Annotated in this window: 26 protein-coding genes; 15 read left to right on the forward strand and 11 right to left on the reverse strand. The window is 59.1% G+C overall.

Annotated features, from left to right (window positions below; all coding sequences use genetic code 11):
* Positions 1-3: 3 nt before the first annotated feature.
* Positions 4-621, reverse strand: coding sequence for a response regulator transcription factor (locus IB212_RS02810; protein ID WP_041911341.1), 618 nt, complete (start codon positions 619-621; stop codon positions 4-6).
* 173 nt (positions 622-794) lie between these two features.
* A complete protein-coding gene (locus tag IB212_RS02815; protein ID WP_041911340.1) occupies positions 795-1181 on the reverse strand; it encodes a VOC family protein in 387 nt (128 codons plus the stop codon).
* An 88-nt stretch (positions 1182-1269) separates the two neighbouring features.
* Here IB212_RS02815 and IB212_RS02820 point away from each other — a divergent pair, with 88 nt between their 5' ends.
* On the forward strand, positions 1270-1872 hold the full coding sequence (locus IB212_RS02820; protein ID WP_041911339.1) for an ATP-dependent Clp protease proteolytic subunit: 603 nt from the start codon (positions 1270-1272) through the stop codon (positions 1870-1872).
* A gap of 135 nt (positions 1873-2007) precedes the next feature.
* Positions 2008-3129 (forward strand): cupin domain-containing protein, encoded by a 1122-nt coding sequence (locus IB212_RS02825; protein ID WP_041911338.1) that lies wholly within the window; start codon positions 2008-2010, stop codon positions 3127-3129.
* Between the two features lie 38 nt (positions 3130-3167).
* Here the strand turns inward: IB212_RS02825 and IB212_RS02830 are convergent, their stop codons facing one another.
* Positions 3168-3356, reverse strand: a complete 189-nt coding sequence (locus IB212_RS02830; protein ID WP_028015370.1) for a hypothetical protein — start codon at positions 3354-3356, stop codon at positions 3168-3170.
* Positions 3357-3575: 219 nt separating this feature from the next.
* On the opposite strand from IB212_RS02830, the gene IB212_RS02835 reads away from it, so the two are divergent.
* The 3 genes from IB212_RS02835 (at position 3576) to foxA (ending at position 7131) form a co-directional block, all read left to right on the forward strand.
* Positions 3576-3809 (forward strand): DUF2171 domain-containing protein, encoded by a 234-nt coding sequence (locus IB212_RS02835; RefSeq protein WP_003863067.1) that lies wholly within the window; start codon positions 3576-3578, stop codon positions 3807-3809.
* A gap of 135 nt (positions 3810-3944) precedes the next feature.
* Positions 3945-4901, forward strand: a complete 957-nt coding sequence (locus tag IB212_RS02840) for an AraC family transcriptional regulator (protein ID WP_041911337.1) — start codon at positions 3945-3947, stop codon at positions 4899-4901.
* A gap of 121 nt (positions 4902-5022) precedes the next feature.
* Entirely contained in the window at positions 5023-7131 is a 2109-nt protein-coding gene (gene foxA / locus IB212_RS02845; protein WP_155963362.1) for a ferrioxamine B receptor FoxA, read from the forward strand.
* A 78-nt stretch (positions 7132-7209) separates the two neighbouring features.
* Here the strand turns inward: foxA and IB212_RS02850 are convergent, their stop codons facing one another.
* Entirely contained in the window at positions 7210-8625 is a 1416-nt protein-coding gene (locus tag IB212_RS02850) for a PLP-dependent aminotransferase family protein (protein ID WP_041911335.1), read from the reverse strand.
* 176 nt (positions 8626-8801) lie between these two features.
* Here IB212_RS02850 and IB212_RS02855 point away from each other — a divergent pair, with 176 nt between their 5' ends.
* Entirely contained in the window at positions 8802-8963 is a 162-nt protein-coding gene (locus IB212_RS02855; RefSeq protein WP_048339171.1) for a DUF1127 domain-containing protein, read from the forward strand.
* A 39-nt stretch (positions 8964-9002) separates the two neighbouring features.
* Here IB212_RS02855 and IB212_RS02860 read toward each other — a convergent pair whose 3' ends face one another.
* The gene (locus IB212_RS02860) at positions 9003-10391 is read right to left on the reverse strand and encodes a PLP-dependent aminotransferase family protein (RefSeq protein WP_041911334.1); all 1389 of its coding nucleotides are present in this window, start codon (positions 10389-10391) and stop codon (positions 9003-9005) included.
* A 101-nt stretch (positions 10392-10492) separates the two neighbouring features.
* Here IB212_RS02860 and IB212_RS02865 point away from each other — a divergent pair, with 101 nt between their 5' ends.
* Positions 10493-10972 (forward strand): carboxymuconolactone decarboxylase family protein, encoded by a 480-nt coding sequence (locus tag IB212_RS02865; protein ID WP_014882392.1) that lies wholly within the window; start codon positions 10493-10495, stop codon positions 10970-10972.
* On the opposite strand, the gene IB212_RS02870 is transcribed toward IB212_RS02865, so the two are convergent.
* Entirely contained in the window at positions 10959-11861 is a 903-nt protein-coding gene (locus IB212_RS02870; protein WP_041911333.1) for a LysR family transcriptional regulator, read from the reverse strand. The two genes, IB212_RS02865 and IB212_RS02870, sit on opposite strands and share 14 nt — an antisense overlap.
* A gap of 100 nt (positions 11862-11961) precedes the next feature.
* On the opposite strand from IB212_RS02870, the gene IB212_RS02875 reads away from it, so the two are divergent.
* From IB212_RS02875 to IB212_RS02905, 7 genes are all read left to right on the forward strand, one after another.
* Entirely contained in the window at positions 11962-13374 is a 1413-nt protein-coding gene (locus IB212_RS02875; RefSeq protein ID WP_041911332.1) for an aldehyde dehydrogenase family protein, read from the forward strand.
* A gap of 75 nt (positions 13375-13449) precedes the next feature.
* Positions 13450-13773, forward strand: a complete 324-nt coding sequence (locus IB212_RS02880; protein WP_041911331.1) for an antibiotic biosynthesis monooxygenase — start codon at positions 13450-13452, stop codon at positions 13771-13773.
* Positions 13766-14161 carry an amino acid-binding protein gene (locus tag IB212_RS02885; RefSeq protein WP_041911330.1) on the forward strand — a complete coding sequence of 132 codons (396 nt, stop codon included), beginning with the start codon at positions 13766-13768 and terminating at the stop codon, positions 14159-14161. The genes IB212_RS02880 and IB212_RS02885 overlap by 8 nt, the downstream gene beginning before the upstream one ends.
* Complete coding sequence (locus IB212_RS02890) at positions 14136-14831, forward strand: helix-turn-helix transcriptional regulator (RefSeq protein ID WP_041911329.1); 696 nt, start codon at positions 14136-14138, stop codon at positions 14829-14831. The genes IB212_RS02885 and IB212_RS02890 overlap by 26 nt, the downstream gene beginning before the upstream one ends.
* A 149-nt stretch (positions 14832-14980) precedes the next feature.
* Positions 14981-15451, forward strand: a complete 471-nt coding sequence (locus tag IB212_RS02895; RefSeq protein WP_041911328.1) for a MarR family winged helix-turn-helix transcriptional regulator — start codon at positions 14981-14983, stop codon at positions 15449-15451.
* Positions 15448-16515: an HlyD family secretion protein gene (locus IB212_RS02900; RefSeq protein WP_155963361.1), complete on the forward strand. Its 1068-nt coding sequence runs from the start codon at positions 15448-15450 to the stop codon at positions 16513-16515. Before IB212_RS02895 ends, IB212_RS02900 begins: the two co-directional genes overlap by 4 nt.
* Positions 16505-17581, forward strand: coding sequence for a DUF2955 domain-containing protein (locus IB212_RS02905; RefSeq protein WP_041911326.1), 1077 nt, complete (start codon positions 16505-16507; stop codon positions 17579-17581). Before IB212_RS02900 ends, IB212_RS02905 begins: the two co-directional genes overlap by 11 nt.
* Here the strand turns inward: IB212_RS02905 and IB212_RS02910 are convergent.
* The 3 genes from IB212_RS02910 to IB212_RS02920 are packed head-to-tail and all read right to left on the reverse strand — an operon-like array spanning position 17578 to position 20297.
* Positions 17578-18849: a DUF445 domain-containing protein gene (locus IB212_RS02910; protein WP_041911325.1), complete on the reverse strand. Its 1272-nt coding sequence runs from the start codon at positions 18847-18849 to the stop codon at positions 17578-17580. The two genes, IB212_RS02905 and IB212_RS02910, sit on opposite strands and share 4 nt — an antisense overlap.
* A gap of 3 nt (positions 18850-18852) precedes the next feature.
* Positions 18853-19506 carry a LysE family translocator gene (locus IB212_RS02915; RefSeq protein WP_041911324.1) on the reverse strand — a complete coding sequence of 218 codons (654 nt, stop codon included), beginning with the start codon at positions 19504-19506 and terminating at the stop codon, positions 18853-18855.
* 47 nt (positions 19507-19553) lie between these two features.
* Positions 19554-20297: an AraC family transcriptional regulator gene (locus tag IB212_RS02920; protein ID WP_041911323.1), complete on the reverse strand. Its 744-nt coding sequence runs from the start codon at positions 20295-20297 to the stop codon at positions 19554-19556.
* A 151-nt stretch (positions 20298-20448) separates the two neighbouring features.
* Here IB212_RS02920 and IB212_RS02925 point away from each other — a divergent pair, with 151 nt between their 5' ends.
* A complete protein-coding gene (locus tag IB212_RS02925; protein WP_041911322.1) occupies positions 20449-21819 on the forward strand; it encodes an NAD-dependent succinate-semialdehyde dehydrogenase in 1371 nt (456 codons plus the stop codon).
* 44 nt (positions 21820-21863) lie between these two features.
* Here IB212_RS02925 and IB212_RS02930 read toward each other — a convergent pair whose 3' ends face one another.
* Entirely contained in the window at positions 21864-22184 is a 321-nt protein-coding gene (locus tag IB212_RS02930) for a hypothetical protein (RefSeq protein WP_028015390.1), read from the reverse strand.
* On the reverse strand, positions 22184-22729 hold the full coding sequence (locus IB212_RS02935; RefSeq protein WP_028015391.1) for a YfaZ family outer membrane protein: 546 nt from the start codon (positions 22727-22729) through the stop codon (positions 22184-22186). The genes IB212_RS02930 and IB212_RS02935 overlap by 1 nt, the downstream gene beginning before the upstream one ends.
* Positions 22730-22811 lie beyond the last annotated feature (82 nt).

Here is a 22811-nt window from a genome sequence, read left to right on the forward strand (position 1 = left end):
AGGTTACTCCGCGGGCTGGCTTTTGGTCAGGCGCTCAACGGCCCTGACCAGCTCGGCAACCGAGCGCACCTGCATTTTCTCCATCACGCGGCGACGGTGCACTTTCACCGTGATCTCGCTGACGCCCAGCTCGGCGGCAATTTGCTTGTTCAGCATGCCGCTTATCGCCAGCGTGAGCACCTCGTGTTCGCGCGGCGTGAGGGAGAGATGGCGCTGCTTCAGGGCGTAGCGCTCTTTATTGCGCTCGGCATTGTTTTCCGCCAGCTGTAACGCGGACTCAATGGCGTCGATCAGCGCGTTTGATTCGACGGGCTTAGTGAGAAATTCGTACGCGCCGCCTTTAATGGCGCGCACCGACATCGGAATGGTGCCGTGGCCGGTGAGGAAAATAATCGGGATCTCTCGCCCGCTGTCCTTGAGGGCGTCCGCCACCTCAAAACCCGAAATGGCGGGCATTTGCATATCGAGGATCACGCACGACGGCAGGTCCTCAAAGCGGTATTGCAGAAACGCTTCTGCCGATGAAAAGCCGATAGCGTTCAGGCCTGCCGATTCCAGCAATCCGATCACGGACTGTCTGACTGCGTCATCGTCATCTACCACATATACAATGTGTTCCATTCACCGCCCCGGTGCTGATTTAAAAGAATGGAAACAGCCCAACGGTAACGTAAGAGACTGTTTATGCTGACTTTCATCTTAACACATTAAATATCATTATCATTTAACAATATGATAACCGTATGAAGTATAGCGAGCAGGGGCGGGGGCGGTGAAGGAATGAAACGCTGTTTTTATGCACCGACAAGCTCGATGCGGTTGCCGTCCGGGTCTGCGATCACCGCTTCATAAAAGCCGTCCCCGGTCATGCGCGGGGCGCTGAGCAGCGTGCCGTTGGCCTGCGCCCGCTCGGCCATGCTGTCCACTTTTGCCTTGCTGCCGACGTTAATGGCGATATGCGCCCAGCCGATAAACTCCGGGTGCGCCGGGGCGTCGGGCAGGTCCGGCAGCGTCATCAGCTCGAGGGTCGGCCCGTCATCCAGGGTAATAAAATGGGATTCAAACCCCGGACGGTTTTTGCTGACGTAGCGTTCGTTACTGCGGCCATTAAACACCGTTTCCCAGAACTGAACCTGGGCCTCAAGGCTGCGGGTCCAGAGTGCGACATGTGCAATATTCATAAGATCCCTCGTTATTTGTCTGTGAGGACTTTCACCGATAAAACAGGCTACACTCTGGTTTTGAGCGCGACAAGCTGAGGACATAACAATGCACTACACACTGAAAGAGAGCGACAAGGAAAAAGCGGAAGGGTCAAACGGCGCGGGCGCTCTACAGCAAAAACTGCTGGAGTCCCGTTCGATTGTCATCTCCGGTGAGATCAACCAGGAGCTGGCGCAGAAGGTCATTACCCAGATGATCCTGCTGCAAAGCGTCAGCAACGATCCGATCAAGCTGTACATCAACAGCCAGGGCGGCCACGTGGAAGCGGGTGACACCATTCACGACTTCATCAAGTTCATCCGTCCGGAAGTGCACGTCATCGGCACCGGCTGGGTGGCGAGCGCCGGGATCACCATCTTCCTGGCCGCGAAAAAAGAGCACCGCTACTCGCTGCCAAATACCCGCTTTATGATCCACCAGCCGCTGGGCGGCGTGCGCGGTCAGGCGACGGATATTGAGATCGAAGCGCGCGAGATCATCCGCATGCTGGATCGCGTGAACAAGCTGATCGCCGACGCCACCGGCCAGCCGCTGGAGAAAGTGAAAAAAGACACCGACCGCAACTTCTGGATGTCCCCGGCGGAAGCGCTGGACTACGGCATCGTGGGTAAACTGATTACCCATTATGACGAGCTGAACCTGGATTAAGTTTTACCGCCGTGTACGTGTCGGGTAGCGGCTTCGCCTTACCCGACCTACGCGCGCTCGTTTGACCCATGACAAGTTCCCCCTCTGCCTTCTTGCCTATAATCGCGCCTGTTTCCCCTCTCACTGGTGCTACCCATGGCGTATCAATTGAACCTGAACTGGCCGGAATTTCTTGAGAAATACTGGCAAAAACAACCCGTAGTGCTGAAAAATGCCTTCCCGAATTTTGTCGACCCGATTACCCCGGACGAGCTGGCAGGCCTGGCGATGGAGCCGGAAGTCGATAGCCGTCTGGTGAGCCACGCTAACGGCAAATGGCAGGCCAGCAATGGCCCGTTCGAGCACTTCGACGATCTGGGCGAAACCGGCTGGTCGCTGCTGGCGCAGGCGGTGAACCACTGGCATATGCCCGCCGCGGAGCTGGTGCGTCCGTTCCGCGTCCTGCCGGACTGGCGTCTGGACGATCTGATGATCTCCTTCTCCGTGCCGGGCGGCGGCGTGGGTCCACATATCGATCAGTACGACGTGTTTATCATTCAGGGGATGGGCAGCCGCCGCTGGCGCGTGGGCGACAAGCTGCCGATGCGTCAGTTCTGCCCGCACCCGGCGCTGCTGCATGTCGATCCGTTTGAGCCGATCATCGACGAAGATTTGGCCCCGGGCGATATCCTCTACATTCCGCCTGGATTCCCGCACGACGGCTTTACCCATGAAACGGCGCTCAACTACTCCGTTGGCTTCCGCGGGCCGAACGGTCGCGATCTGATCAGCAGCTTTGCCGACTATGCGCTGGAAAACGATCTGGTCGGCGAGCACTACAGCGATCCGGATCTGACCTGCCGCGAACACCCGGGCCGCGTGGAGCAGTACGAGCTCGATCGCATTCGTCAGATGATGATCGACATGATCAGCAAGCCGGATGATTTCACAAAATGGTTTGGCAGCTTCGTCTCCACGCCGCGCCACGAGCTGGATATCGCCGCCGCCGAGCCGCCGTATTCAGTGGAAGAGGTGCTCGACGCGCTGCAAGGGGGCGAAACGCTCTCTCGCCTGAGCGGGCTGCGCGTGCTGAACGTTAACGGCAGCTTCTTTATTAACAGCGAACAGCTGGAAACGGCGGATGTGAACGGGGCGGACGCGCTGTGCCGCTACACCGAGCTCGGCCAGGCCGAGCTGGGGGATGCGCTGAATAATCCGGCGTTTGTGGACGAGCTGACCGGTTTGATTAACCAGGGATACTGGTACTTCGACGAGTAATAGCCGGCGGCGTTTAGCCTGGCTAAACGCCGCTACGTTCAAACCAGCATATTACACGCCTTCCAGTAGTTCAAAAGCCGCTCGTCGTCGCGCTCTTTCTCCGCTTTGATTTTCATCGCCTGGGCGAGATTCTCTCGCGATAACTCATGGCCTTTTTGCACGATGTCCAGGACCGCTTCACCAAGAGCCAGCGAAATTTCTGCCCGATTATTATTGCGAATCGTCATAAATACCTCCTCGTTGGTTGCGATAATTTAATTATGAACGGGAAATAATCAGTCGGTAATAATTCATCTCATTCTTATTTTTTCCTTTCGGCGCTAAATAGACATAATATTCGATTCTGTCAATGATGTTTCAAAATGCTAATAAGCCTTTTAAGCCTGAATTTATGCGCTACAGTTAATTTCGTGCAACAGGCAAATAACCGAAACAGGAGAATAATTATGGTAGATAAAAGCGCAATTAAGGATCACACTCAGGTTGTCGCCAGCTGCGGAACGCACGTCGGGGTTGTGGACCATCTTGATGGTGAGCGCATCAAGCTTGCGAAGAGCGATCCGGAATCGGGCGGCAAACACCACTTTATTCCTCTCGGCTGGGTCGATAAGGTCGAAGATAATAAAGTTGTCCTGACCAAAAACCATAAAGAGGTTTTTGCTGAGTGGCAGGAAGCATAAATATATTTCTCGCAAGGAAATATATGACTTCGCTCCGGCTTCGTCCGGAGCGTAATAATGTCTGCGCCCGGTGATTGCTGCCATTGCAAAGGGATGGTACTGTTTTGCCTGCCCTTTCCCCGATGCAGGCCCCGAATGATGCTCCAGAGTGAAAATAGATCAGCGAAACGCATATTTTTTGTTGAAGATTTTCAGGTATTCGGCGAGCGCTACGGCATCGACTACCGTTTCCCCCAGCTAAAAGAGGCGCAGGTCAGCGGCAGCCCCGTGTTGCAGGGGAATGTTGAAGAGATGATGCTCTCGTCCGGCATTTCGCTGACCCATTCCGACGTACGTGTATTACAGCCCTATGAAACCACCTCCCGCCACAGCAGCCCGCTCTATATGCTGGTGGTGCTGGAAGGGTGCGTGACGCTCACGCTCAATGGTATCGATTATCCCGTCCACCCGGGCATGGCGTTCAGCTCTCGTCTGAGTGAAGATCAGGTAATGAGCGCGCGTCACGATGCCGACAGCACGCTGAAAACGCTCTCGTTTGGCGTGTATCCCCACGATGCCGGACGTGAAGCCCTGCTTGACTCATTGCTTCTGGAATGGCAAAGCCTGAATGCACCCGCGTTTGTCTGGCAGGTTCCCGAGTTTGTGATGTCAGGTATTCTGCATGCGCAGCGGCAGAGGGGACGCGTGCTCTCACGCAAGCTGGTGCTGGAGGGGCTGATGTACCAGCTGCTCGGCCACGGCCTCAGCCAGCGCCAGCAGCCTTGCCCAAGCCGCCCTGAGCATGCGCGTCTTGAACGCGTGCGGAGCCTGCTGGAACAGTCTCCTGAGCGGGATCATACTCTCGCGCAGCTGGCAGCCCTTGCCGCAATGAGCCCAAGCAGCCTGCGCAGCAAGTTCCGTCAGCGCTACGGCTGCACGCTCTTCGATTACCTCCGCGACTGTCGCCTTGCGCTGGCGCGTCGCTATCTGCTGGAAGGCCACAGCGTGCAGCAGGCGGCGTGGATGTGCGGGTATCAGCATGCCACCAACTTCGCCACCGCGTTTCGTCGTCATTACGGGATTTCACCGGGTGACGTGCGCAAACTCCGCTAACGTAATTTCGGCCATCGCGCGAACGTATCCCGTGCGGTTTAGCATTGCGCATACATAACCTGGCGGCGCGCATAGCTGTTTGCACCCTCAAAAAGGTAATAATTCTTATTAACAATAAGAAATATCTCTGGAGAGGGTTATGTTTGTTAAATCGCGTCTGGCACTGCTGGTGGGATGGGTTACCGGTAGCGTCGCTTTTCCTTTGCTGGCGCAGGATGCGCAAAAAACTGACACCGTGGTGGTGACCTCGCAGATGCAGTCTGCGGCCACCAAGCTTGAAACGCCGGATATTGAAACTCCGCAGTCGGTCTCTATCGTCACGCGCGAGCAGTTCGAAGAGCAGGGCGCAACCAGCGTGCGTCAGGCCGTGAGCTACACGCCGGGGGTCTACAGCAACCAGATTGGGGCGTCTAACCGCTTTGACTACATGGTGCTGCGCGGCTTCTCTGACGGCAGCCTGGACAACGTCTACCTGGACGGCCTGAAGATGATGGGCGACACCAACTCCCACAGCTCGCTGGTGGTTGACCCGTGGTTCCTGGACAGTATCGAAGTCGTGCGCGGTCCTGCCTCCGTGCTCTATGGCCGCTCATCGCCGGGCGGGATTGTGGCGCTTACCTCCCGTAAGCCGTCGTTCGATCCGGGCGGGGAGATCAAGCTCTTCGCCGGGAACAATAGCCAGCGTGGGGCGATGTTCGACGTCACCGGCCCGGTTGATGATAACGACCGCGTGGCGGTGCGCCTCAGCGGGATGACCCGCTATGCCGATTCCCAGTTCGATCCGCTGAAGGAAGAGCGTTACGCGCTGATGCCGAGCCTGACCTGGCGTATCACCGATAACACCCGTCTGGATCTGATGGCCTACCTGCACCGCGATCCGGAAGGTGGCAGCCACTCCGGCCTGCCGTATGAGGGCACGGTTGTGCCGCACAGCGGGAAGAAAATCTCCAACACGTTCTTTGAAGGTGAAGACGAATACGACAAGTACGATCGTCGGGAAAATATGGTCGGCTATAACCTTGAGCACCTGTTTGACAGCGGCTGGTCCGTGCGCCAGAAGCTGCGCTACCTGCACACCAAAGTGGAGCTGAACCAGGTGTATGCCGCAGGCTGGCTGAATGACACCGAGCTGAACCGCGGCTATTCCGGCTCTGACGAGAAGATGAACGCCATCACACTGGATAACCAGGTCGACGGCAGCTTCGACACCGGGGCGGTGAACCACCGCGTGCTGATCGGCATGGACTACCAGGACCGCACCAACAACGTGACCGGCTACTATGGCGGCTTCCCGCCGATTGACGCCTTCCACCCGGTTTACGGTGCGAAGCCGGACTACATCACCCAGTACAGCAGGGAAAAGCATAAGCTTCGCCAGACCGGTTACTACCTACAGGATCAGATGTCCATTGACCGCTGGCGCCTGACGCTCGGCGGGCGTTACGACCAGGTGAGCGTGTCGAACGTCGACAACTTTAACCACACCCGCAGCGATCTGGATAAAAACAACTTCAGCAGCCGCGCGGCGCTGCTGTATCTGTTTGATAACGGCGTTGCGCCGTACGTCAGCTACTCCACCGCCTTTACGCCGACCAGCTTTGCCGACGAGCAGGGCAATATCCTGGATCCGATGAAGGGCAAGCAGTGGGAAGCGGGCGTGAAGTATGAGCCAGAAGGGATGAACAGCCAGTTCAGCGCCTCGGTGTTCCGCATTAACCAGAAGAACATTGCCACTAAAGAGGAGCCGACCGATCCGTACCGTTCCATCGGTGAAATCGAATCCAAAGGCGTTGAGCTGGAGGCGATTGGTCAGCTGACCGACAGCCTGCGCATGCAGGCGGCGTATACCTACACGGATATTCGCTATAAGAAGAGCAGCCCGGAAGAGGAGGGCAAGCGCGCCGTCTATGCCCCGCGTAACATGGCCAGCGCCTGGCTGAGCTACGACGTCAAAACCGGCCCGCTGGACGGCCTGACCGTCGGCTCCGGCGTGCGCTATGTCAACGGGATCGCCAGCGATCGCCAGAACACCCATACGCTTCCATCGTACACGCTGGTGGACATGGTCGTGGGGTATGACCTGTCAAAAGTGGGGCTTACGGGCGTGAGTGCGCAGCTGAACGTCAATAACCTGACGGACAAAAGCTACGTTGCGGCGTGTAACTCGCTCTCTTACTGCTACTTCGGTGCAGAACGCAGCATTGTGGGCAGCGTTTCGTGGAAGTTCTGAGTCGTTGATTTTGCCGGGTGGCGGCTTCGCCTACCCGGCCTACTCTATTCCGTAGCGCCACCGGCGCTAAAAAACGTGCTACTCCTCCATCGCAATCACAATCGCCTCGCCCATCTTCTTCAACGCTTCGCGATGCTTATCCGTCGGCGGCAGCGCCACGTTGATCCGCAGGCAGTTGCGGTACTTCCCTGACGCGGAAAACAGCGACCCGGCCGCCGCCTGGATCTTCAGCCGACACAGCTGCTTGCTGACGCACACCATATCCACCTTCTCCGGCAGCTCAACCCACAGCAGGAAGCTTCCCTGCGGGCGCGTGACGCAAATCTCCGCTGGAAAATACTGCCGCACCCAGCAGGTGTAGGTTTCCATATTCTGCTGATAAATCTGGCGCATACGGCGCACGTGGCGATGGTAATGGCCGTCGCGAATAAACGCCGCCACCGCCATCTGGGTGCCCGGCACGTTAAACCCGCCCGCGGCGTATTTCATGTGCATCACCCGGTCGTAATAGCGTCCCGGCACAATCCAGCCGACGCGAAGGCCCGGCGCCACGGTTTTGGTAAACGAGCTGCAGAGGATCACGCGGCCATCAATGTCCATCGAGTGAATGGTGCGCGGGCGCGGGTACTCCGCCGCCAGCTCACCGTAGATATCATCCTCCACAATCACGATATCGTGCCGCTGGGCGAGGGCTAAAACCTGTTTTTTCCGCGCTTCCGGCATGATAAACCCGAGCGGGTTATTGCAGTTGGGCACCAGGATCACCGCCTTGATCGGCCACTGCTCCATTGCCAGCTCTAACGCCTCGATGCTGATCCCGGTTTCAGAGTCGGTGGGAATTTCAATCGCCTTGATGTCAAACCCGCGCAGCATCTGCATGGTGCCGTGAAAAGATGGCGATTCCACCGCCACGATGTCCCCCGGTTTGCACACCGACAGCAGGGCAATCGACAGCGCGCCGTGGCAGCCGTTGGTGATCACAATGTCGCTTGCCGAGACGGTCGAGCCGCCGTCCAGCATCAGGCGGGCGATCTGCTCGCGCAGCTCAAGGCGGCCGTCGAGCACGTCATAGCTCAGCATCTCGCTTGGGTTATGCTGCGCAAGGCGGCTCATCTCGCGCCACAGGGGCTTCAGGCTCGGCTGGTTAATGTCCGGCGAGCCGCCGCCAAAGGAGATCATCTCTTTGTCGGCGCGGGCGTCCAGCAGCATCATCACCTCATCCCACTGGGTGACGTCCACCGGGCGCTGTACCGGGCGCGTCATCGCCGGGACGGGCGGCTGGGCTTTTCGTTTCGAGACAAAATAGCCGGAGCGCGGCTGGGGGGTGATCAGCTGAAGGTTTTCGAGGATCTGGTAGGCCTGCTGTATGGTGCTGATGCTCACGCCGTGCTCCTGGCTCAGGGCGCGCACCGACGGCAGACGCTCGCCGCTGCGATACAGCCCTTGTTCAATGCGTTCTGCCAGAAGGTTGGCGAGGTGTTGATAGCGCGTCATGCTGTATCCTTTGTTTTCACCATACAGAGCATTAAACCAGTACAGATTGCCGCAAAAAACGGCATGCAGATACCGTTTTAGCGGATCTGTATGTTAAACAAAAGTTGTTTTTGCATCTGTATTGCGCAGGTCGATTTCCAGGATGATAACCCCACTGGCACAGTGAGGAGAGCATCATGGAATTCTACGAAAATCGTTCAAAACGTCCGTTTATTGTGTTTGTCTGGATCGCAAAAACGCTGGGTAACTGGTACCGCATCAACCGCACCCGCCGCATCCTGAGTCAGATGAGCGACGCGCAGCTGAAGGACGTAGGGTTATCCCGCAATGATATTTAAACCGTGGCCGGGTAAGGCGCAGCCGCCACCCGGCGTTTTTCACCTCAACAGCGCGAGCGTCTGCCGTTTCGGCCTTTCCAGCAGCTCCACCGCCTCCTGATACGACCGCACGTTGTTATAGCCCATTACCAGCCCGTAGCGTTTGCCCGACCCGCGATACCACTCCGAGAGCGCATTGACCTGCAGCCGCTGTTCCTGCCAGCAGCGCGCGACTTCCCGGTCACGGCTTCCTTTGGTGAGAAACGCCACGATATGCATCCCGCCGTCGTTTTGCTCGGTGAAAAACAGATCGCCATACACCTCGTGCAGGGCGGCAATCATCCAGTCGCGGCGGGTCTGGTACAGCGCGCGCATCTTTTTGAGATGGCGGAAAAAATGCCCTTCGTTGAGAAACGCGGTGAGGATCTTCTGCGTCAGCACCGGCTGGCCGCTGGTGGTGATATCCGCGCAGTCGGTAAAGGCCCCGACGGTGCTGGCGGGCATCACCACGTAGCCCATGCGCAGCGACGGCATGATGGTTTTACTGAAGGTGCCCATAAAGATCACCCGGTCGTGCTGGTCGAGGCTTTTCAGCGACGGCAGCACCTTGCGGGTGTAGTGAAACTCCCCGTCGTAATCGTCTTCGATAATCCACGCCTCGTTCTGGCTGGCCCAGTCGAGCAATTGCTGCTTGCGCGGCAGGGAGAGCGTCACCGCCAGCGGGCTCTGGTGCGAGGGGGTGACGATGGCAAAACGCGCATCACGATGGTGACGAAGCAGGTAGTCCGTATCAATGCCGCAGCGATCGACCGGCGCCGTATGCAGGCGCGGCACGATCCGCTTCAGCAACTGCTGACCCATAAAGTAGCCCGGATCTTCAAACACCACCTTGTCGCTGCGGCTGGCGAGGGTGTCAAGGATCAGCCGCAGGCTGCCGCTGTAGCCGCTGGTGATCAGCACCTGTTCGGCGGTGCAGGACAAGCCGCGTGAGATATTGAGATAGCTGGCGATGGCCTGCCGCAGCGGATACCAGCCCAGGACGGGCGGGTTGAGCATCTCCTCCTGACGCATGGCGCGCGTCGCCTGGCCCGCCAGCAGCAGCCATTTTTTATACGGGAAGCTGTCGAGGGCGGGGATGCCGGGGCGCAGAAAACCGGCCCGCTCGCGCTGGCTGATAAGCGAGGCCGGAAGCGTGCCGGTAGGCTGTTCTGCAGGGGCATTGTTATCCGGTAGCAGTAAATCCGGGTTGACCCGCGTGCCGCGCGCGCCCTGGCTCACCAGATACCCTTCACCCGTCAGAATGGCATACGCCGTTTCGACGGTTTTGCGCGCCACCTTCAGCTCTTCCGCCAGCACGCGGATGGCAGGCACCTTATCGCCCGGCTTCAGCACGCCGCGCGTGATGTTGTCGCGATAGCGGGTATAAATGTCGTGATAGCCCGGCTTCATGTCCTACCTCATTTCACGCTTTTTGTATCTTTTTACTATGTCATGAACGGCGTAGATTTGCCTCATCGCACGGCACATGCCGCACAAAAAGAGGAAAGACAATGAGCACTCGCGTTAACCACCATAAAGTTACACCTGCCCTCGCCAACGCGCTGTCTGCCCTGAGCATGGAGGTGGCAAAAACCTCCATCGACCCGGCGCTGAAGCACCTAATCGACATTCGCGTGTCGCAGCTGAACGGCTGTACGTTCTGTCTGGATATGCACTCTAAAGAGGCCAAAATCGCCGGGGAACGCGAGCTGCGCCTGTACCATCTGGCGGCCTGGCGCGAGTCCCCGCTGTTCAGCGCCCGCGAGAAAGCCGCGCTGGCCTTCACCGAAGCGCTGACCCAGATTGGCGTTCACGGGGTGAGCGACGCGCTGTACCGCAGCGTGGCGGAGCACTTCTCGGACGTGGAGATTTCAGAGCTGAACTTCGCCATCGTGGCGATCAACGCCTGGAACCGTCTTGGGATCACCTCCCGCATGGCGCCGGGCTCGCTGGACGCGGCTTACGGGCTGAATAAGGCTAACCTGGAATAATCCCGCGCTCGCGGATCATCGCCACCAGCGCCCGCAGTCCCGGCGGGACGTGGCGATGGCCGGGGTAATACAGGCGCAGCCCGGCAAAGGGCTGCGCCCAGTCGTTTAAAACGCTCACCAGCTCTCCATTCTCAAGCTCTTCCCGGATATACAGTTCCGGCAAAAATCCTACCCCTAATCCCGCCTTTACGGCGCGGATCGAGGCGAAAAGATCGGATGTCGCAAAGCGTGGCGGTACGGCAAGGGCGTACGTTTCCCCCCGACGCGCCAGCTCCCAGCGGTAGATCCCGCCGTGGGCCATGCGCATGCCGATCCCCTGATGTGAAAGCAGATCGTCCGGCGTCTGCGGAGTACCGTGACGGGCAAAATAGTCCGGCGTGGCGGTCACCAGCTGGCGGATCTCGCCGGTCAGCGGCACGGCGATCATGTCCTGCGGCACGGACTCCTCGAGGCGGATCCCCGCGTCGTAGCCTTCCGCGACGATGTCAATCATGCGCGCTTCGCTGACGGTTTCCACGCGCATCTTCGGGTAGCGGATCATAAAGTCGATCAGCAGCTGGTCCAGAAACAGGGTGCCGATATGGTTCGGCACGTTCAGACGCAGCGTGCCGGCGGGTTCCCCGGTGTCGCTGTGGATCTCCTCGCTGGCGAGGCGGATCTCCTGCAGCGCCGGGCCAACGCGCGCCACGTAGCGCTGTCCGGCGTCGGTGAGCGCCACGCTGCGGGTAGTGCGGTTAAAGAGGCGAGTATCCAGGCGGCTCTCCAGCCCGGCGATGGCGTTACTGACCGCCGTGGCGGACATGCCGAGCTCCTGCGCCGCGCCGCGAAAGCTGCCGCGCCGCACCACCGCCATAACCACTTCCAGCTCTGTCAGACCTGAACGATGCATAGATTATCCTGAAAATCGAAACAACCCTTGCAGCATAGCGTGGATTATCGCAACGGAGAAGCCGTGCCAGACTGTGCTCACACAGCCTGAGGAGGTTTATATGCACACTATCGAACAGATCTTTATTAACGGCGAATTTGTTACCCCGCACGGCACCGAACGGTTTGATTTATACAACCCGGCGACGGCGCAGGTCATCGGGCAGGTACGCCTGGCGGATGAGGTTGACGCAGCGCGCGCCGTTGCGGCGGCAAAAGCGGCGTTCCCCGCGTGGTCGCAGACGACAAAGCAGGAGCGCATTGCCGCGCTAAAACGTATGCACGCCGCCGTGGCCGCTCGTCACGACGAGCTGCTGGAAGCGGTCATCGAAGAGTACGGCGCGCCCGCCTCGCGCTCGGCGTGGATGGCCAGCTATCCGGCGGAGGTGATTGCTCAGGCGATTGAGGCGCTGGAGGCGTTTGAATTCGTCACCCACGCGGGCGCAGCCACGGTGCAGATGACGCCGCTTGGCGTGGCCGGACTGATTACGCCGTGGAACAGCGACGCAGGATTTATCTGCGGCAAGCTGGCGGCCGCGCTGGCCGCGGGCTGTACGGCGGTGATCAAGCCGAGCGAAATGAGCGCCCTGCAAACGCAGATTGTCACCGAAGCGCTGCGCGATGCGGCTCTGCCGCCGGGCGTGTTTAACATCGTCACCGGGCGGGGTGAGACGGTCGGTGACACAATCAGCCGCCATCCGGACGTGGCAAAAATCTCGTTTACCGGTTCGACGCATACCGGCAAGGCGATCCTGCGCAACGCGGCGGAAAGCTTTAAGCGCGTGACGCTGGAGTTAGGCGGGAAATCGCCGACGATCCTGCTGGATGACGTGGATCTGGCGCAGGCGATCCCGCTGGTGATTCAGGCCGGGTTTATGAACAGCGGGCAGGCGTGCGTGGCCGGAACGCGTATTCTGGTGCCTTACTCGCGTAAGGCGGAGATCGAAACCGCGCTGGCGCAGGCCGTGGCGACGGTGAACTCCGGCGACCCGCGCGATAAATCAACGGACGTCGGCCCGATGGTCAGCGCAAAGCAGTGGCAGCGGGTGCAGGGCTATATCCGCAAAGGTGTCGAAGAGGGGGCGCGCCTGCTGGCGGGCGGCGAGGGGCGGCCGGAAGGCACGCAGGACGGCTGGTTTGTGCGCCCGACGCTGTTTGCCGACGTGAACAACCAAATGACGATTGCCCGCGACGAGATTTTTGGCCCGGTGCTGTGCGTAATTCCCTATCGTGACGAGGCGGAGGCGATTGCCATTGCCAACGACACGGACTACGGCCTGAGCGCGGTGGTGCTGGGCGGTGCGGACCGCGCGCGCCGCGTGGCGCAGCAGATTGTTTCCGGTCGCGTACTGGTGAACACCCTGGCCCATGAACCGAAAGCGCCGTTCGGCGGGTTTAAGCACTCCGGCGTGGGGCGCGAGATGGGCGAGTGGGGGATCCGCGCGTTTATGGAGCCGAGGTCGGTTCTGGGCTAAAGCTTCGCTCTTTACCGAAGCATTGTGCTTTTCCATCCTGCATTCTCTCCTCAACATCACAGCGGAGAGACCATCATGATCGCAGTCCTTTTCGAAGCCAAAGCCGCGCCTGCCCATCAGGCGCGCTACCTCCAACTTGCCGCAGAGCTTAAGCCTTTGCTGGCCGACATCGACGGCTTTATCGATATCGAACGGTTCCAGAGCCTGACGACCGACGGCAAAATTCTTTCCCTTTCCTGGTGGCGGGATGAAGAGGCCGTCCGCCGCTGGAAGCAGAACGTCTTCCATCAGGCGGCGCAGGCCGAAGGGCGGGAGTCGATTTTCTCTTTCTACCGTATTCGCGTGGCGCAGCTGGTGCGGGAGTACAGTTCCGAAACGGGAGGGCGCGCGAATGTATGACGTTCACGTGATTTTCCGCGACGGGCCCGGCGAGCTGGCGCGCTTTGGACAGCTGTTGGGGCGCAACGGCGTAGGGCTTGAGGGGGGCGGCGTATTCGGTACCGATGCCCATTTCCTGGTGGAGGACGGGGAAAAAGCCCGCCGCGTGCTGGTGGAGGCCGGGTTTACCGTGCAGGCGGTGTGCAGGCCGGTTATCAGAAAACTCAGGCAGTCGCGTCCCGGCGAGCTGGGTGAAATTGCGGCGGCGCTGGCGGCACGCGGCGTGTCTGTTCTTACCCAGTACAGCGACCATGCGAATCACCTTATTCTGCTGACGGATGATGATAAGCTGGCCGCAGAGATCACCGAACCCTGGGCAGCACATGTTAAAGACAAGCTTACCGACTGATAACGGCGCGGCGCTGGAGCAGGCCATTGCGGCGGTGGCGGCGGCAATGGCCGATCCGTCGCGCGTGAAGATGCTGTGCGCGCTGATGGACGGGCGGGCGTGGACCGCCACCGAACTGAGCACCGCGGCAGACGTCGCCCCGTCGACCGCCAGCGGGCATCTCGCCCGGCTGGTGGAGGGAAAGTTGATTACCTGTCTGTCTCAGGGGCGGCACCGCTACTATCGTCTGGCGGGGCACGACGTGGCGGAGCTGATCGAACAGATGATGGGGCTCTCCTGGAGCCGCATTGCGCCGCCGGAAACCACCGCGCCGAAGGCCATGCGGGAGGCGCGCACCTGCTACGATCATCTGGCGGGCGCGGTGGCGGTAAAGATCTACGATTTCATGCAGGCGGAAGGCTGGCTGGAGGCAGACGGTTCAGCGCTCACGCTGTATGGCCGGGAGCAGTTTCTGAAGCTCGGCGTGTCGTTAAGCGCTCATCCGCGCCGCAAGGCCTGCTGCGCCTGTCTGGACTGGAGCGAGCGGCGGTTTCACCTCGGAGGCGAAGCTGGCGCGGCGCTGCTTATTCATCTGGAAAGCAAAGGGTGGATCCAGCGGGTGGCGGGGTACAGGGAGGTGGTGGTGACGGCTTCGGGAAAAAGTGCCGTCAGGAGGCATTTTAGCCGCTAAACTCCACTGCGGGCTGGTGCCCTCACCCCGACCCTCTCCCACAGGGAGAGGGAGACATCGTTTTCGCAATTCCTGCTCTTTCGTCTCGCGTTTCTTGATACTTACCCTGATAACTATTATCTTGACCGCGTGTGACGAGAGGTTTCCCCATGAGTGAAGAAGCGCTGTTTAGCCGCAGGCCGATGGGCATGCGGATGGCGATGATCGTGCGCCAGTGGCGTGCGGTGATCGATGATGCCATTCTCGATACCGGCTTAACCCAGTCGAGCTGGACGGTGATGATGCAGCTTCATCAGCTCGGGGATAACGTCTCAATGAGTGAGCTGGCGGAGGTGCAGGGTATTGAACTGCCGCCGCTGATGCGCACCCTGACACAGCTGGAAAAACAGGGTTACCTGCTGCGCACCACATCGCCTTATGACAAGCGCATCCGGCTTCTGACGCTGACGCCTGAGGGAAAAACCATTTTAAAAAGGCTCACTCAGGTGATTGAGACCTATCAGGCTCGCGTATCGCAACACATCGCGCCGGAGCATATCGAGATTTTCAGCGCCACGTTAAATCAAATCGCCTGCAATTTGCGGACAATCCGCGAAGAAGACAACAAGACCGAAAAATAATGACCCCTGAACAAAAGTTTGCCCGCTGGGTAAGGGTGAGTATTGCCTCTTTCCTGCTGATGTTTATCTATTTTGTCGTCGCGGATATCTGGATCCCGCTGACGCCGGACTCCACCGTCATGCGCGTGGTAACCCCGGTTTCTCCGCGCGTCTCCGGCTACGTGGCGGCGGTACATGTCCACAACAACAGCCAGGTGAAGAAAGGCGATCTGCTGTTTGAGCTCGACGACACGCCGTTTCGCAATAAAGTGGAAGCGGCGCAAATCGCGCTGGAGCAGGCGCGTCTCTCTAACGAACAGCTGGACGCGAAGATCGCCGCCGCGCAGGCCAGCCTGAAAACCGCGGTGCTGACCGCGCGTAACGACAAGGTGACCTTCGAACGCTATCAGAAGCTGAGCACGTTACAGAACGTCTCGCAGGCGGATCTGGATAAGGTCCGCACCGCCTGGCAGAGCAGCGAGCAGTCCGTCAGCACGATTCAGGCCAACATCCGGAACCTGCGCATCCAGCGCGGCGAGCGCGAAGAACACCGCAACGTGACGCTGCAAAAATACCGCAACGCGCTGGATGAAGCAGAGCTGAACCTCGGCTGGACAAAGGTCTACGCCCAGGCGGACGGCACGGTCAGTAACCTGCAGTTAAGCCCCGGTTTTTACGCCTCATCCGGCTCCGCCGCGCTGGCGCTGGTAAACAACCAGACCGATATCGTGGCCGATTTCCGTGAGAAGAGCCTGCGCCATACCCGTCAGGGCACCGATGCCGCAGTAGTGTTTGACGCCTTCCCGGGGCAGGTGTTCCGCGCCCACGTGGCCAGCAGCGACGCGGGGATCCTCGCAGGCCAGGAGGCGGTTAACGGCCAGCTCTCCCAGCCGGAGACCTCTAACCGCTGGGTACGAGACGCTCAGCGCATGCGCATTCACGTCACGCTGGATGAGCCGCTGCCGAAGCCGCTGCCAACCGGCGCGCGGGCGACCGTGCAGCTCTACAACAGCGAAGGGCCGTTTGCGCGCTTCTTCTCCGGAATGCAGATCCACCTGGTGAGCCTGCTTCACTATGTCTATTAATACGCTGGCGCGGGTCTTTACCCCGCACGGCAACATCGTCTACACGGCAAACGACTTTCGCCAGACCCTGCGCATCGTTTTTGCCGGGATGATTGCCCTGAGCATATCGAGCTTCTACAACACCAGCTACGGCGTGTTTTTCGTGGTCTATCCGATCATGCTCCTCTCGCTGGTGCCAGTGTTTAACCGCCACGTGGCGAAGCAGTTTATCTTCAGCGCATCGCTGAACTGCGTCGAAATGGTGATTATCATCGGCTATCTTTCCCAATGGCCGGTCATCATGACGCTGGTGGTATTTGCCCTTTACGTGATGCGTTTTCGCTTTATGAGCAAAGGGCCGCTGTTCCTGTTCGGCTCGATGGGCGTTGTGTGCCAGAGCGTGATGCTCAACTTTATGAGTTACCCCACCACCAACTGGCACACGCTGCTGTTTTCCAACATTGAAGCGAGCGTGATGGCGGTGTGCCTGAGCGCGCTGATGAACTACCTGCTGCCGGACGTGGAGCCCCGCAAGCCGCCGCCGCTGATTGAGAAAGACGACGCCCGCGTGCGCCACGAGTCGCTGCTCTCCGGCAGCGTCGCGACGATGATTTTCGTGGTGTTTCAGATTAGCGACTTAAGCGATTCGCTCTCGGCGCTAATGGCAGGGATTCTGATCCTGTTCCCTATGCACTATCGCGGCGCGGTGATGAGCTCCATCTGGCGCGTGGTCGGGGTAGTGCTGGGCTGCCTCTACATTCTGGTGGTGCAGCTTATCCTCTACGATCACAGCAGCCATATGCTGCTGATGATGCCGCTGATTGGCCTCGGCCTTGCGTTTGGCGCGCGGCTGCACGTGATGGAGAAAGTGGGCGCGGGCGTGGGGTTTTCCAGCATCACGACCATCGGCATTATGTTCGGGCAGAACATGCACCCGGACAGCGACCTGGTGTTCAGCGATCTCTATCGCATCACCTCCGTGACCTTTTCGCTGGTGGCGACGCTGACGATGGTCTTTCTGGTGCACCTGATCCTGAACCGCTTCGAGGCGACGCGCTACGTCATCGCGCCGCCTAAAGCGGATTAATGTCCCAGCACGGCAGGCAGCTGCGAGAGTAAAAACAGGATCAGGCCAATCGTCCCGCCCACCAGGGTGCCGTTGACGCGGATAAACTGCAGATCCTTGCCAATGTTCAGCTCAATCTGGCGGGACATGTCTTTGGCATCCCAGCTTTTCACCGTGTCGCTGATGTGGCGTGTCAGGAACGCGGCAAAATCCGGCGCGAGGCGGTGCGCGGCCTGCTCCAGATGCTCGTTCAGCGACGCCCGCAGGCTGGCGTCGTTTGTTAGCGTTTCGCCAAACCACAGCCCGGCGTTGGCGATGCGCTGCTTCACGCGCGAATCCTCGCTCTGCATATCCGCCTTCAGCCACTGGCGAAGGTCAGCCCACATCTCTCCCAGATAGCGGTTAAACGCCTCATCGTTTTTCAGGTAGTGCTTGATGTTATCGGCTTTGGCCGCCATGTCCGGATCGTTTTTCAGGTTGTCGATAAGCTTCAGCGTGGCGCGGTCAAACGCCTGGCGGATCTGGTGCGTACGGTCGTGGCTGATATCGTCCAGCAGCGTATTCACCGCGTTCGACACCATCTCCGCGCTTTGATCGCCCAGCCACTCCGTGGGGAGCACCATCGCCTTGCGGGGATGCTCGGTTTTGAGCCAGTGGACAATCTGATCGGCAATAAACTCCCGCGTGCTTTCCCGCTGAATCAGGGTAATCAGGCGGTTGATGATGGCGTCCAGCAGTACCTGATGGCGGTTGTTTTTGGTCATGCTCTCCAGCATGACGGCGCTGGTTTCGGTGAAATCGACCTTGTCGATAGCTTTATGCACCGCGCGTTTGAGCAGGCGCTGAATGCGCCCGTCATCGGTCAGCTCGAGAAAACCGCTCATCACCTGCATCAGATGCAGCCCGACGCGCTGGGCGTTGTCGAGCTTGCTGAACCAGGCGCCAATCATCTGCGCTGGCTCATAGCGGCGGATAAGCGCCACAAGTGACTGAGTATCAAGAAACTTCTCCTGCACGAACTGGCCGAGATTGTCGCCGATTCGGTCCTTATTGCGCGGGATAATCGCCGTATGGCGCGAAATAAACGGAATGGGAACCCGGCGGAACAGCGCGACGACGGCAAACCAGTCCGCCAGCGCGCCGACCATCGCCGCCTCGGCAATGGCTTTGACGCCGCGCACCCAAAAGGTCTGCGGCAGGAAGAGGGTGGTGACAAAGGCCGCGGCGGCAATCAGCAGCAGCGACAGCGCCAGCAGCTTGGCGCGTTTGAGTTCAGCGATTTTTTCCATGGGTTAAGGATAGAGGGAAGCGGGGGAAAAGTGCAAAAATCGCCACAGCACCCACCCGCCAAACCCCATCAGCACCACGCCCGCCGTGCGCTCAATCCACCACAGCGAACGGCTAAGCTTCTGTTGCACCGCCGATAGCCCCATCATCGACACCAGCGCCAGATCCCACGCCAGCACCACCATCACCATCCAGACGCCGCAGGTCGCCTGCTGAAGCAGCGTGACGTCCGGCCCGAGTAACGCCGTCATCAGCGCCAGGTAGAACAGCGCATTTTTTGGATTTAACAGCGCCGATCCCAGCCCCAGCAGGATCTGCTTGATCAGAGAAGGGCACCGCTGTCGGGTTTCTGCAAGCGTAAGCGCCTGCGGTTGGCTGCGCACCAGATGCGAGCCGATCCACAGCAGGTACAGCGCCCCGCATACCTCGATAAGCGTAAACAGCCACGTAAACTGGCGCAGCGCGCTCCAGCCGATAATCACCAGAACAATATAGAGCGCGTTACCCGCGGCGATGCCGACGCACAGCCCGGCGCTGCCGCGCAGTCGGTAGCGCGCCGCGTAGCCCACAAGCAGGAAAAAATCCGGACCCGGGCTCAACAGCGCAACAAAATGCGCCAGCACCAGAGCGAGAAAAGCGGAAGGGAATAACAGTTCCATAGCGACCTCAGTTAACCATCTGAGGACAGGCTACGGCGCTGCAGAACCTATTTATTGTCTGATATTGATCGGCCCGTGGCGTACTGGCGCGGCGTGGCGGCGGTATAGCTGACGAAGGTCTTATGAAAATGGCTCTGGTCGGCAAAGCCGCTCTGGTAGCCGACGTCGGCGATATCGTCCCCGGCACGTAGCCGCGCTTTGGCGAACTCCACGCGGGAGATGTTGAGGAAGCTGCCCGGCGTCAGGCCGGTGTCCTGCCGGAAGGTACGGATCAGCGTCTCCTTGCGCAGCGAGAAGCGTTGGGCAAGTTCGTCAAGCGAAGGCGGTGCGACCAGGTCGGCAAGAAACGCCTCCTGAACCTCCTGGCTGGTTGGCCGAAGCGCGTCTGCGTTATCCGCGCTGCGGGGCAGGGCAGAAAGCAGCGCCTCCACGGACGCTGGAGACATTGTCTTAACGACGTCCAGGTAATGGGCAAACAGGGCAGGGTTACGAATCACCTGTAGCGCCAGAGGAAGATCGGTGTCGATATAGAGCATATGGTAGCTGCGCGGCTGCCCGTCGACGGGGTTGCAGCTGTGCGGCACATAAGCCGGGATCGCAATGAGGTCCCCGGGATGAAGAATGTACTCTTGGTCATGGCACACGCAGCAGGTCTGGCCCTCAACAATCGCGCCGATGGAGAGCTGAGGGTGACTGTGGCGTTTGTACGCCTGCGTGCTTTGCCAAGTGCTGCGCAGCTCAAGGCCCCTGGCGCGGTGAAAAGTCTGGCGAACGTATCGGGTATCGGTCATGGAAACTCCTTCTGGACGTTTTTTATACCACGTCAGCGAACCGTCCGGCACTGCTTAACTCAGAACCTTCCGGATATACCCAACTTTACGTCCACAGCCAGTCATGTTGACTACCCTTAATACCCTAAGCGGTAAAACATGGAGATTCGATATGGCTTATCAGACAGTAAATCCTGCCACTAACCAGCTCATCAAAGAATACCCCTCACATACCGACGCGGATATCGAAGCGGCGCTGAAGGCGGCCGATGCGCTTTACCATTCGGAATGGGCGAAAGGCGACATCAGCCAGCGCCTGCCGGTGCTGCATAAGCTTGCCGACCTGATCGACGAGCGCGTGGAGGATCTGGCCAAAATCGCCAGCCAGGAGATGGGTAAGCTCATCGAACAGAGCCGCGGCGAGGTGAAGCTTTGCGCGCAGATCGCCCGCTACTACGCCGACAACGCGAAGCAGTTCCTCGCCCCGGTGAAGTACGACTCTGAACTTGGGGAAGCGTGGGTGGAGCATCACCCCATCGGCGTGCTGATGGCCGTCGAGCCGTGGAACTTCCCGTACTACCAGCTGATGCGCGTCCTGGCACCAAACCTGGCGGCGGGTAACCCCGTTATCGCCAAGCATGCCAGCATCGTGCCGCACTGCGCCGAGACCTTTGCGCATCTGGTGCGCGAGGCGGGCGCGCCGGAAGGGGCGTGGACGAACCTGTTTATCTCGTCCGAACAGGTGGCGAATATCATCGCAGACGATCGCGTGCAGGGCGCAGCGCTAACCGGCTCCGAAAAGGCGGGCAGCGTGGTGGCCGCGCAGGCGGCGAAGCACATTAAGAAATCGACCCTCGAACTGGGCGGTAACGACGTCTTCGTGGTGCTGGACGACGCGGACCTGGATAAAGCGGTTAAGATTGGCGTGAATGCGCGGCTCAACAACGCCGGGCAGGTCTGTACCGCGGCGAAGCGCTTTATCCTGCATGAAAAGATTGCGGATGCCTTCCTGAGCAAATTTACCGAGGCGTTTAAGCAGGTGAAGATTGGCGATCCGCTGGACGAGAGCACCACGCTGGGGCCGCTCTCTTCTAAAGATGCGCTGGAAACGCTGACCAAACAGGTTAACGAGGCGGTGAAAAACGGTGCCACGCTGCACTTTGGCGGCAAGCCGGTGCAGCGCGACGGGAGCTTCTTCGAACCGACGATCCTGACGAATATCTCCCGCGATAACCCGGCGTACTTCGAAGAGTTCTTCGGCCCGGTTGCGCAGATGTACGTGGTGAAAAACGACGACGAGGTGGTCGCGCTGGCGAACGACTCCCACTACGGCCTGGGCGGGGCGGTGTTCAGCCAGGACATCGAGCGCGCGAAGAAAATGGCGTCGCGGATCGAGACCGGGATGGTGTACATCAACTGGCTCACCGATACCGCGCCGGAGCTGCCGTTCGGCGGCGTGAAGCGTTCCGGCTACGGACGCGAGCTGTCGGATCTGGGGATCAAAGAGTTTGTGAACCAGAAGCTGGTGGTGGTGCGTAAGTAAGAGGTAATAAAAAAACCTGCCGGTTGGCAGGTTTTTTCAGTTGATTACTGTACTTCGATCTTGTCCCAGCCGCTTTTGAACATGCAGCTGTCGACTAACGTATCCCGGCGATATTCATTCGCGTCTTCAACCGTGTAGCTCGTGGAAATATCCTTTTTCTTGTTCTTTTTGTCCGTTTTTTCCGAGCTCGAACCGGTCACTACGTTATCCGGAGGCAGATCGATCAGGGCCTGCGCTTCGCATTCCGTGAGCTTTTTATTCATCTCAGCGTCGCTCACGCCCGGTTTTACCCATTTGTACTGGACGCAGCCGGTGAGCATCAGCGTGAGGCTCAGAACGCAAAGCGCGGTAATGCGGTGTTTCATCAGAAGCTAACTCCACCGCCGACATATGCGCCATCAATCAGGGTGTGGTTTGGACGACCATCTTTACCGTCAACGCTCACGTGGCGGTAGCCTACTTTCAGCGTAACCGGTTTGATTGGGGTCCAGCTTACGCCGCCGTTAGCTTCAACGTAGTTTTTCACGCTATTGTTCAGGCCTTCTGGTGCCGCATAGCCTTCGCCATAGACGTGGATGCTGTCGGTCAGCGCAACGTTTACGCCGCCGCCAATCGGGAAGGCCACGCCGTTATCGCCTTTTTTCGGGCCGATGTAGATGGCTTTTGCGCCCGCATTCAGCATCACCGGGCCCACTTCCAGGTTGTAGCCTGCACCCACGCCACCGGTCTGGGTACCGTCGTCGGTGTTTTTCAGCCAGTTACTTTCGAGATAAACACCGGATGAGGATTTGCCCATTTCCAGGTTGAGGTTGGTAAAGTTTTTACCTTGCTCAATGCTGCCGCCCATTGCCAGTGCGGAACCCGAGATGGCGGTCAGTGCAGAAAGAAGAAGAATGTTCAGTTTTTTCATGTTTCGTGCCTCATCATCAAATTAATCTGGGGGCACCTTAACAAGCGATGTTTATGACTGCAAATGTGATGCAAATCGACTT

Source organism: Enterobacter sp. E12 (genome assembly GCF_014596715.2).
In the GTDB taxonomy this organism is placed as follows: Bacteria; Pseudomonadota; Gammaproteobacteria; order Enterobacterales; family Enterobacteriaceae; genus Enterobacter; species Enterobacter bugandensis.

What these genes read in the sequence shown, in the direction of transcription:
- IB212_RS02930 (WP_028015390.1), bottom strand. Translation starts at nt 22,184, where the DNA reads ATGAAACACCGCATTACCGCGCTTTGCGTTCTGAGCCTCACGCTGATG.
- IB212_RS02830 (WP_028015370.1), bottom strand. Translation starts at nt 3,356, where the DNA reads ATGACGATTCGCAATAATAATCGGGCAGAAATTTCGCTGGCTCTTGGT.
- IB212_RS02810 (WP_041911341.1), bottom strand. Translation starts at nt 621, where the DNA reads ATGGAACACATTGTATATGTGGTAGATGACGATGACGCAGTCAGACAG.
- IB212_RS02925 (WP_041911322.1), top strand. Translation starts at nt 20,449, where the DNA reads ATGGCTTATCAGACAGTAAATCCTGCCACTAACCAGCTCATCAAAGAA.
- IB212_RS02875 (WP_041911332.1), top strand. Translation starts at nt 11,962, where the DNA reads ATGCACACTATCGAACAGATCTTTATTAACGGCGAATTTGTTACCCCG.
- IB212_RS02850 (WP_041911335.1), bottom strand. Translation starts at nt 8,625, where the DNA reads ATGACGCGCTATCAACACCTCGCCAACCTTCTGGCAGAACGCATTGAA.
- IB212_RS02870 (WP_041911333.1), bottom strand. Translation starts at nt 11,861, where the DNA reads ATGCATCGTTCAGGTCTGACAGAGCTGGAAGTGGTTATGGCGGTGGTG.
- IB212_RS02920 (WP_041911323.1), bottom strand. Translation starts at nt 20,297, where the DNA reads ATGACCGATACCCGATACGTTCGCCAGACTTTTCACCGCGCCAGGGGC.
- IB212_RS02865 (WP_014882392.1), top strand. Translation starts at nt 10,493, where the DNA reads ATGAGCACTCGCGTTAACCACCATAAAGTTACACCTGCCCTCGCCAAC.
- IB212_RS02820 (WP_041911339.1), top strand. Translation starts at nt 1,270, where the DNA reads ATGCACTACACACTGAAAGAGAGCGACAAGGAAAAAGCGGAAGGGTCA.
- IB212_RS02895 (WP_041911328.1), top strand. Translation starts at nt 14,981, where the DNA reads ATGAGTGAAGAAGCGCTGTTTAGCCGCAGGCCGATGGGCATGCGGATG.
- IB212_RS02860 (WP_041911334.1), bottom strand. Translation starts at nt 10,391, where the DNA reads ATGAAGCCGGGCTATCACGACATTTATACCCGCTATCGCGACAACATC.
- IB212_RS02880 (WP_041911331.1), top strand. Translation starts at nt 13,450, where the DNA reads ATGATCGCAGTCCTTTTCGAAGCCAAAGCCGCGCCTGCCCATCAGGCG.
- IB212_RS02840 (WP_041911337.1), top strand. Translation starts at nt 3,945, where the DNA reads ATGATGCTCCAGAGTGAAAATAGATCAGCGAAACGCATATTTTTTGTT.
- IB212_RS02890 (WP_041911329.1), top strand. Translation starts at nt 14,136, where the DNA reads ATGTTAAAGACAAGCTTACCGACTGATAACGGCGCGGCGCTGGAGCAG.
- IB212_RS02855 (WP_048339171.1), top strand. Translation starts at nt 8,802, where the DNA reads ATGGAATTCTACGAAAATCGTTCAAAACGTCCGTTTATTGTGTTTGTC.
- IB212_RS02835 (WP_003863067.1), top strand. Translation starts at nt 3,576, where the DNA reads ATGGTAGATAAAAGCGCAATTAAGGATCACACTCAGGTTGTCGCCAGC.
- IB212_RS02825 (WP_041911338.1), top strand. Translation starts at nt 2,008, where the DNA reads ATGGCGTATCAATTGAACCTGAACTGGCCGGAATTTCTTGAGAAATAC.
- IB212_RS02910 (WP_041911325.1), bottom strand. Translation starts at nt 18,849, where the DNA reads ATGGAAAAAATCGCTGAACTCAAACGCGCCAAGCTGCTGGCGCTGTCG.
- IB212_RS02815 (WP_041911340.1), bottom strand. Translation starts at nt 1,181, where the DNA reads ATGAATATTGCACATGTCGCACTCTGGACCCGCAGCCTTGAGGCCCAG.
- IB212_RS02885 (WP_041911330.1), top strand. Translation starts at nt 13,766, where the DNA reads ATGTATGACGTTCACGTGATTTTCCGCGACGGGCCCGGCGAGCTGGCG.
- IB212_RS02905 (WP_041911326.1), top strand. Translation starts at nt 16,505, where the DNA reads ATGTCTATTAATACGCTGGCGCGGGTCTTTACCCCGCACGGCAACATC.
- IB212_RS02935 (WP_028015391.1), bottom strand. Translation starts at nt 22,729, where the DNA reads ATGAAAAAACTGAACATTCTTCTTCTTTCTGCACTGACCGCCATCTCG.
- IB212_RS02915 (WP_041911324.1), bottom strand. Translation starts at nt 19,506, where the DNA reads ATGGAACTGTTATTCCCTTCCGCTTTTCTCGCTCTGGTGCTGGCGCAT.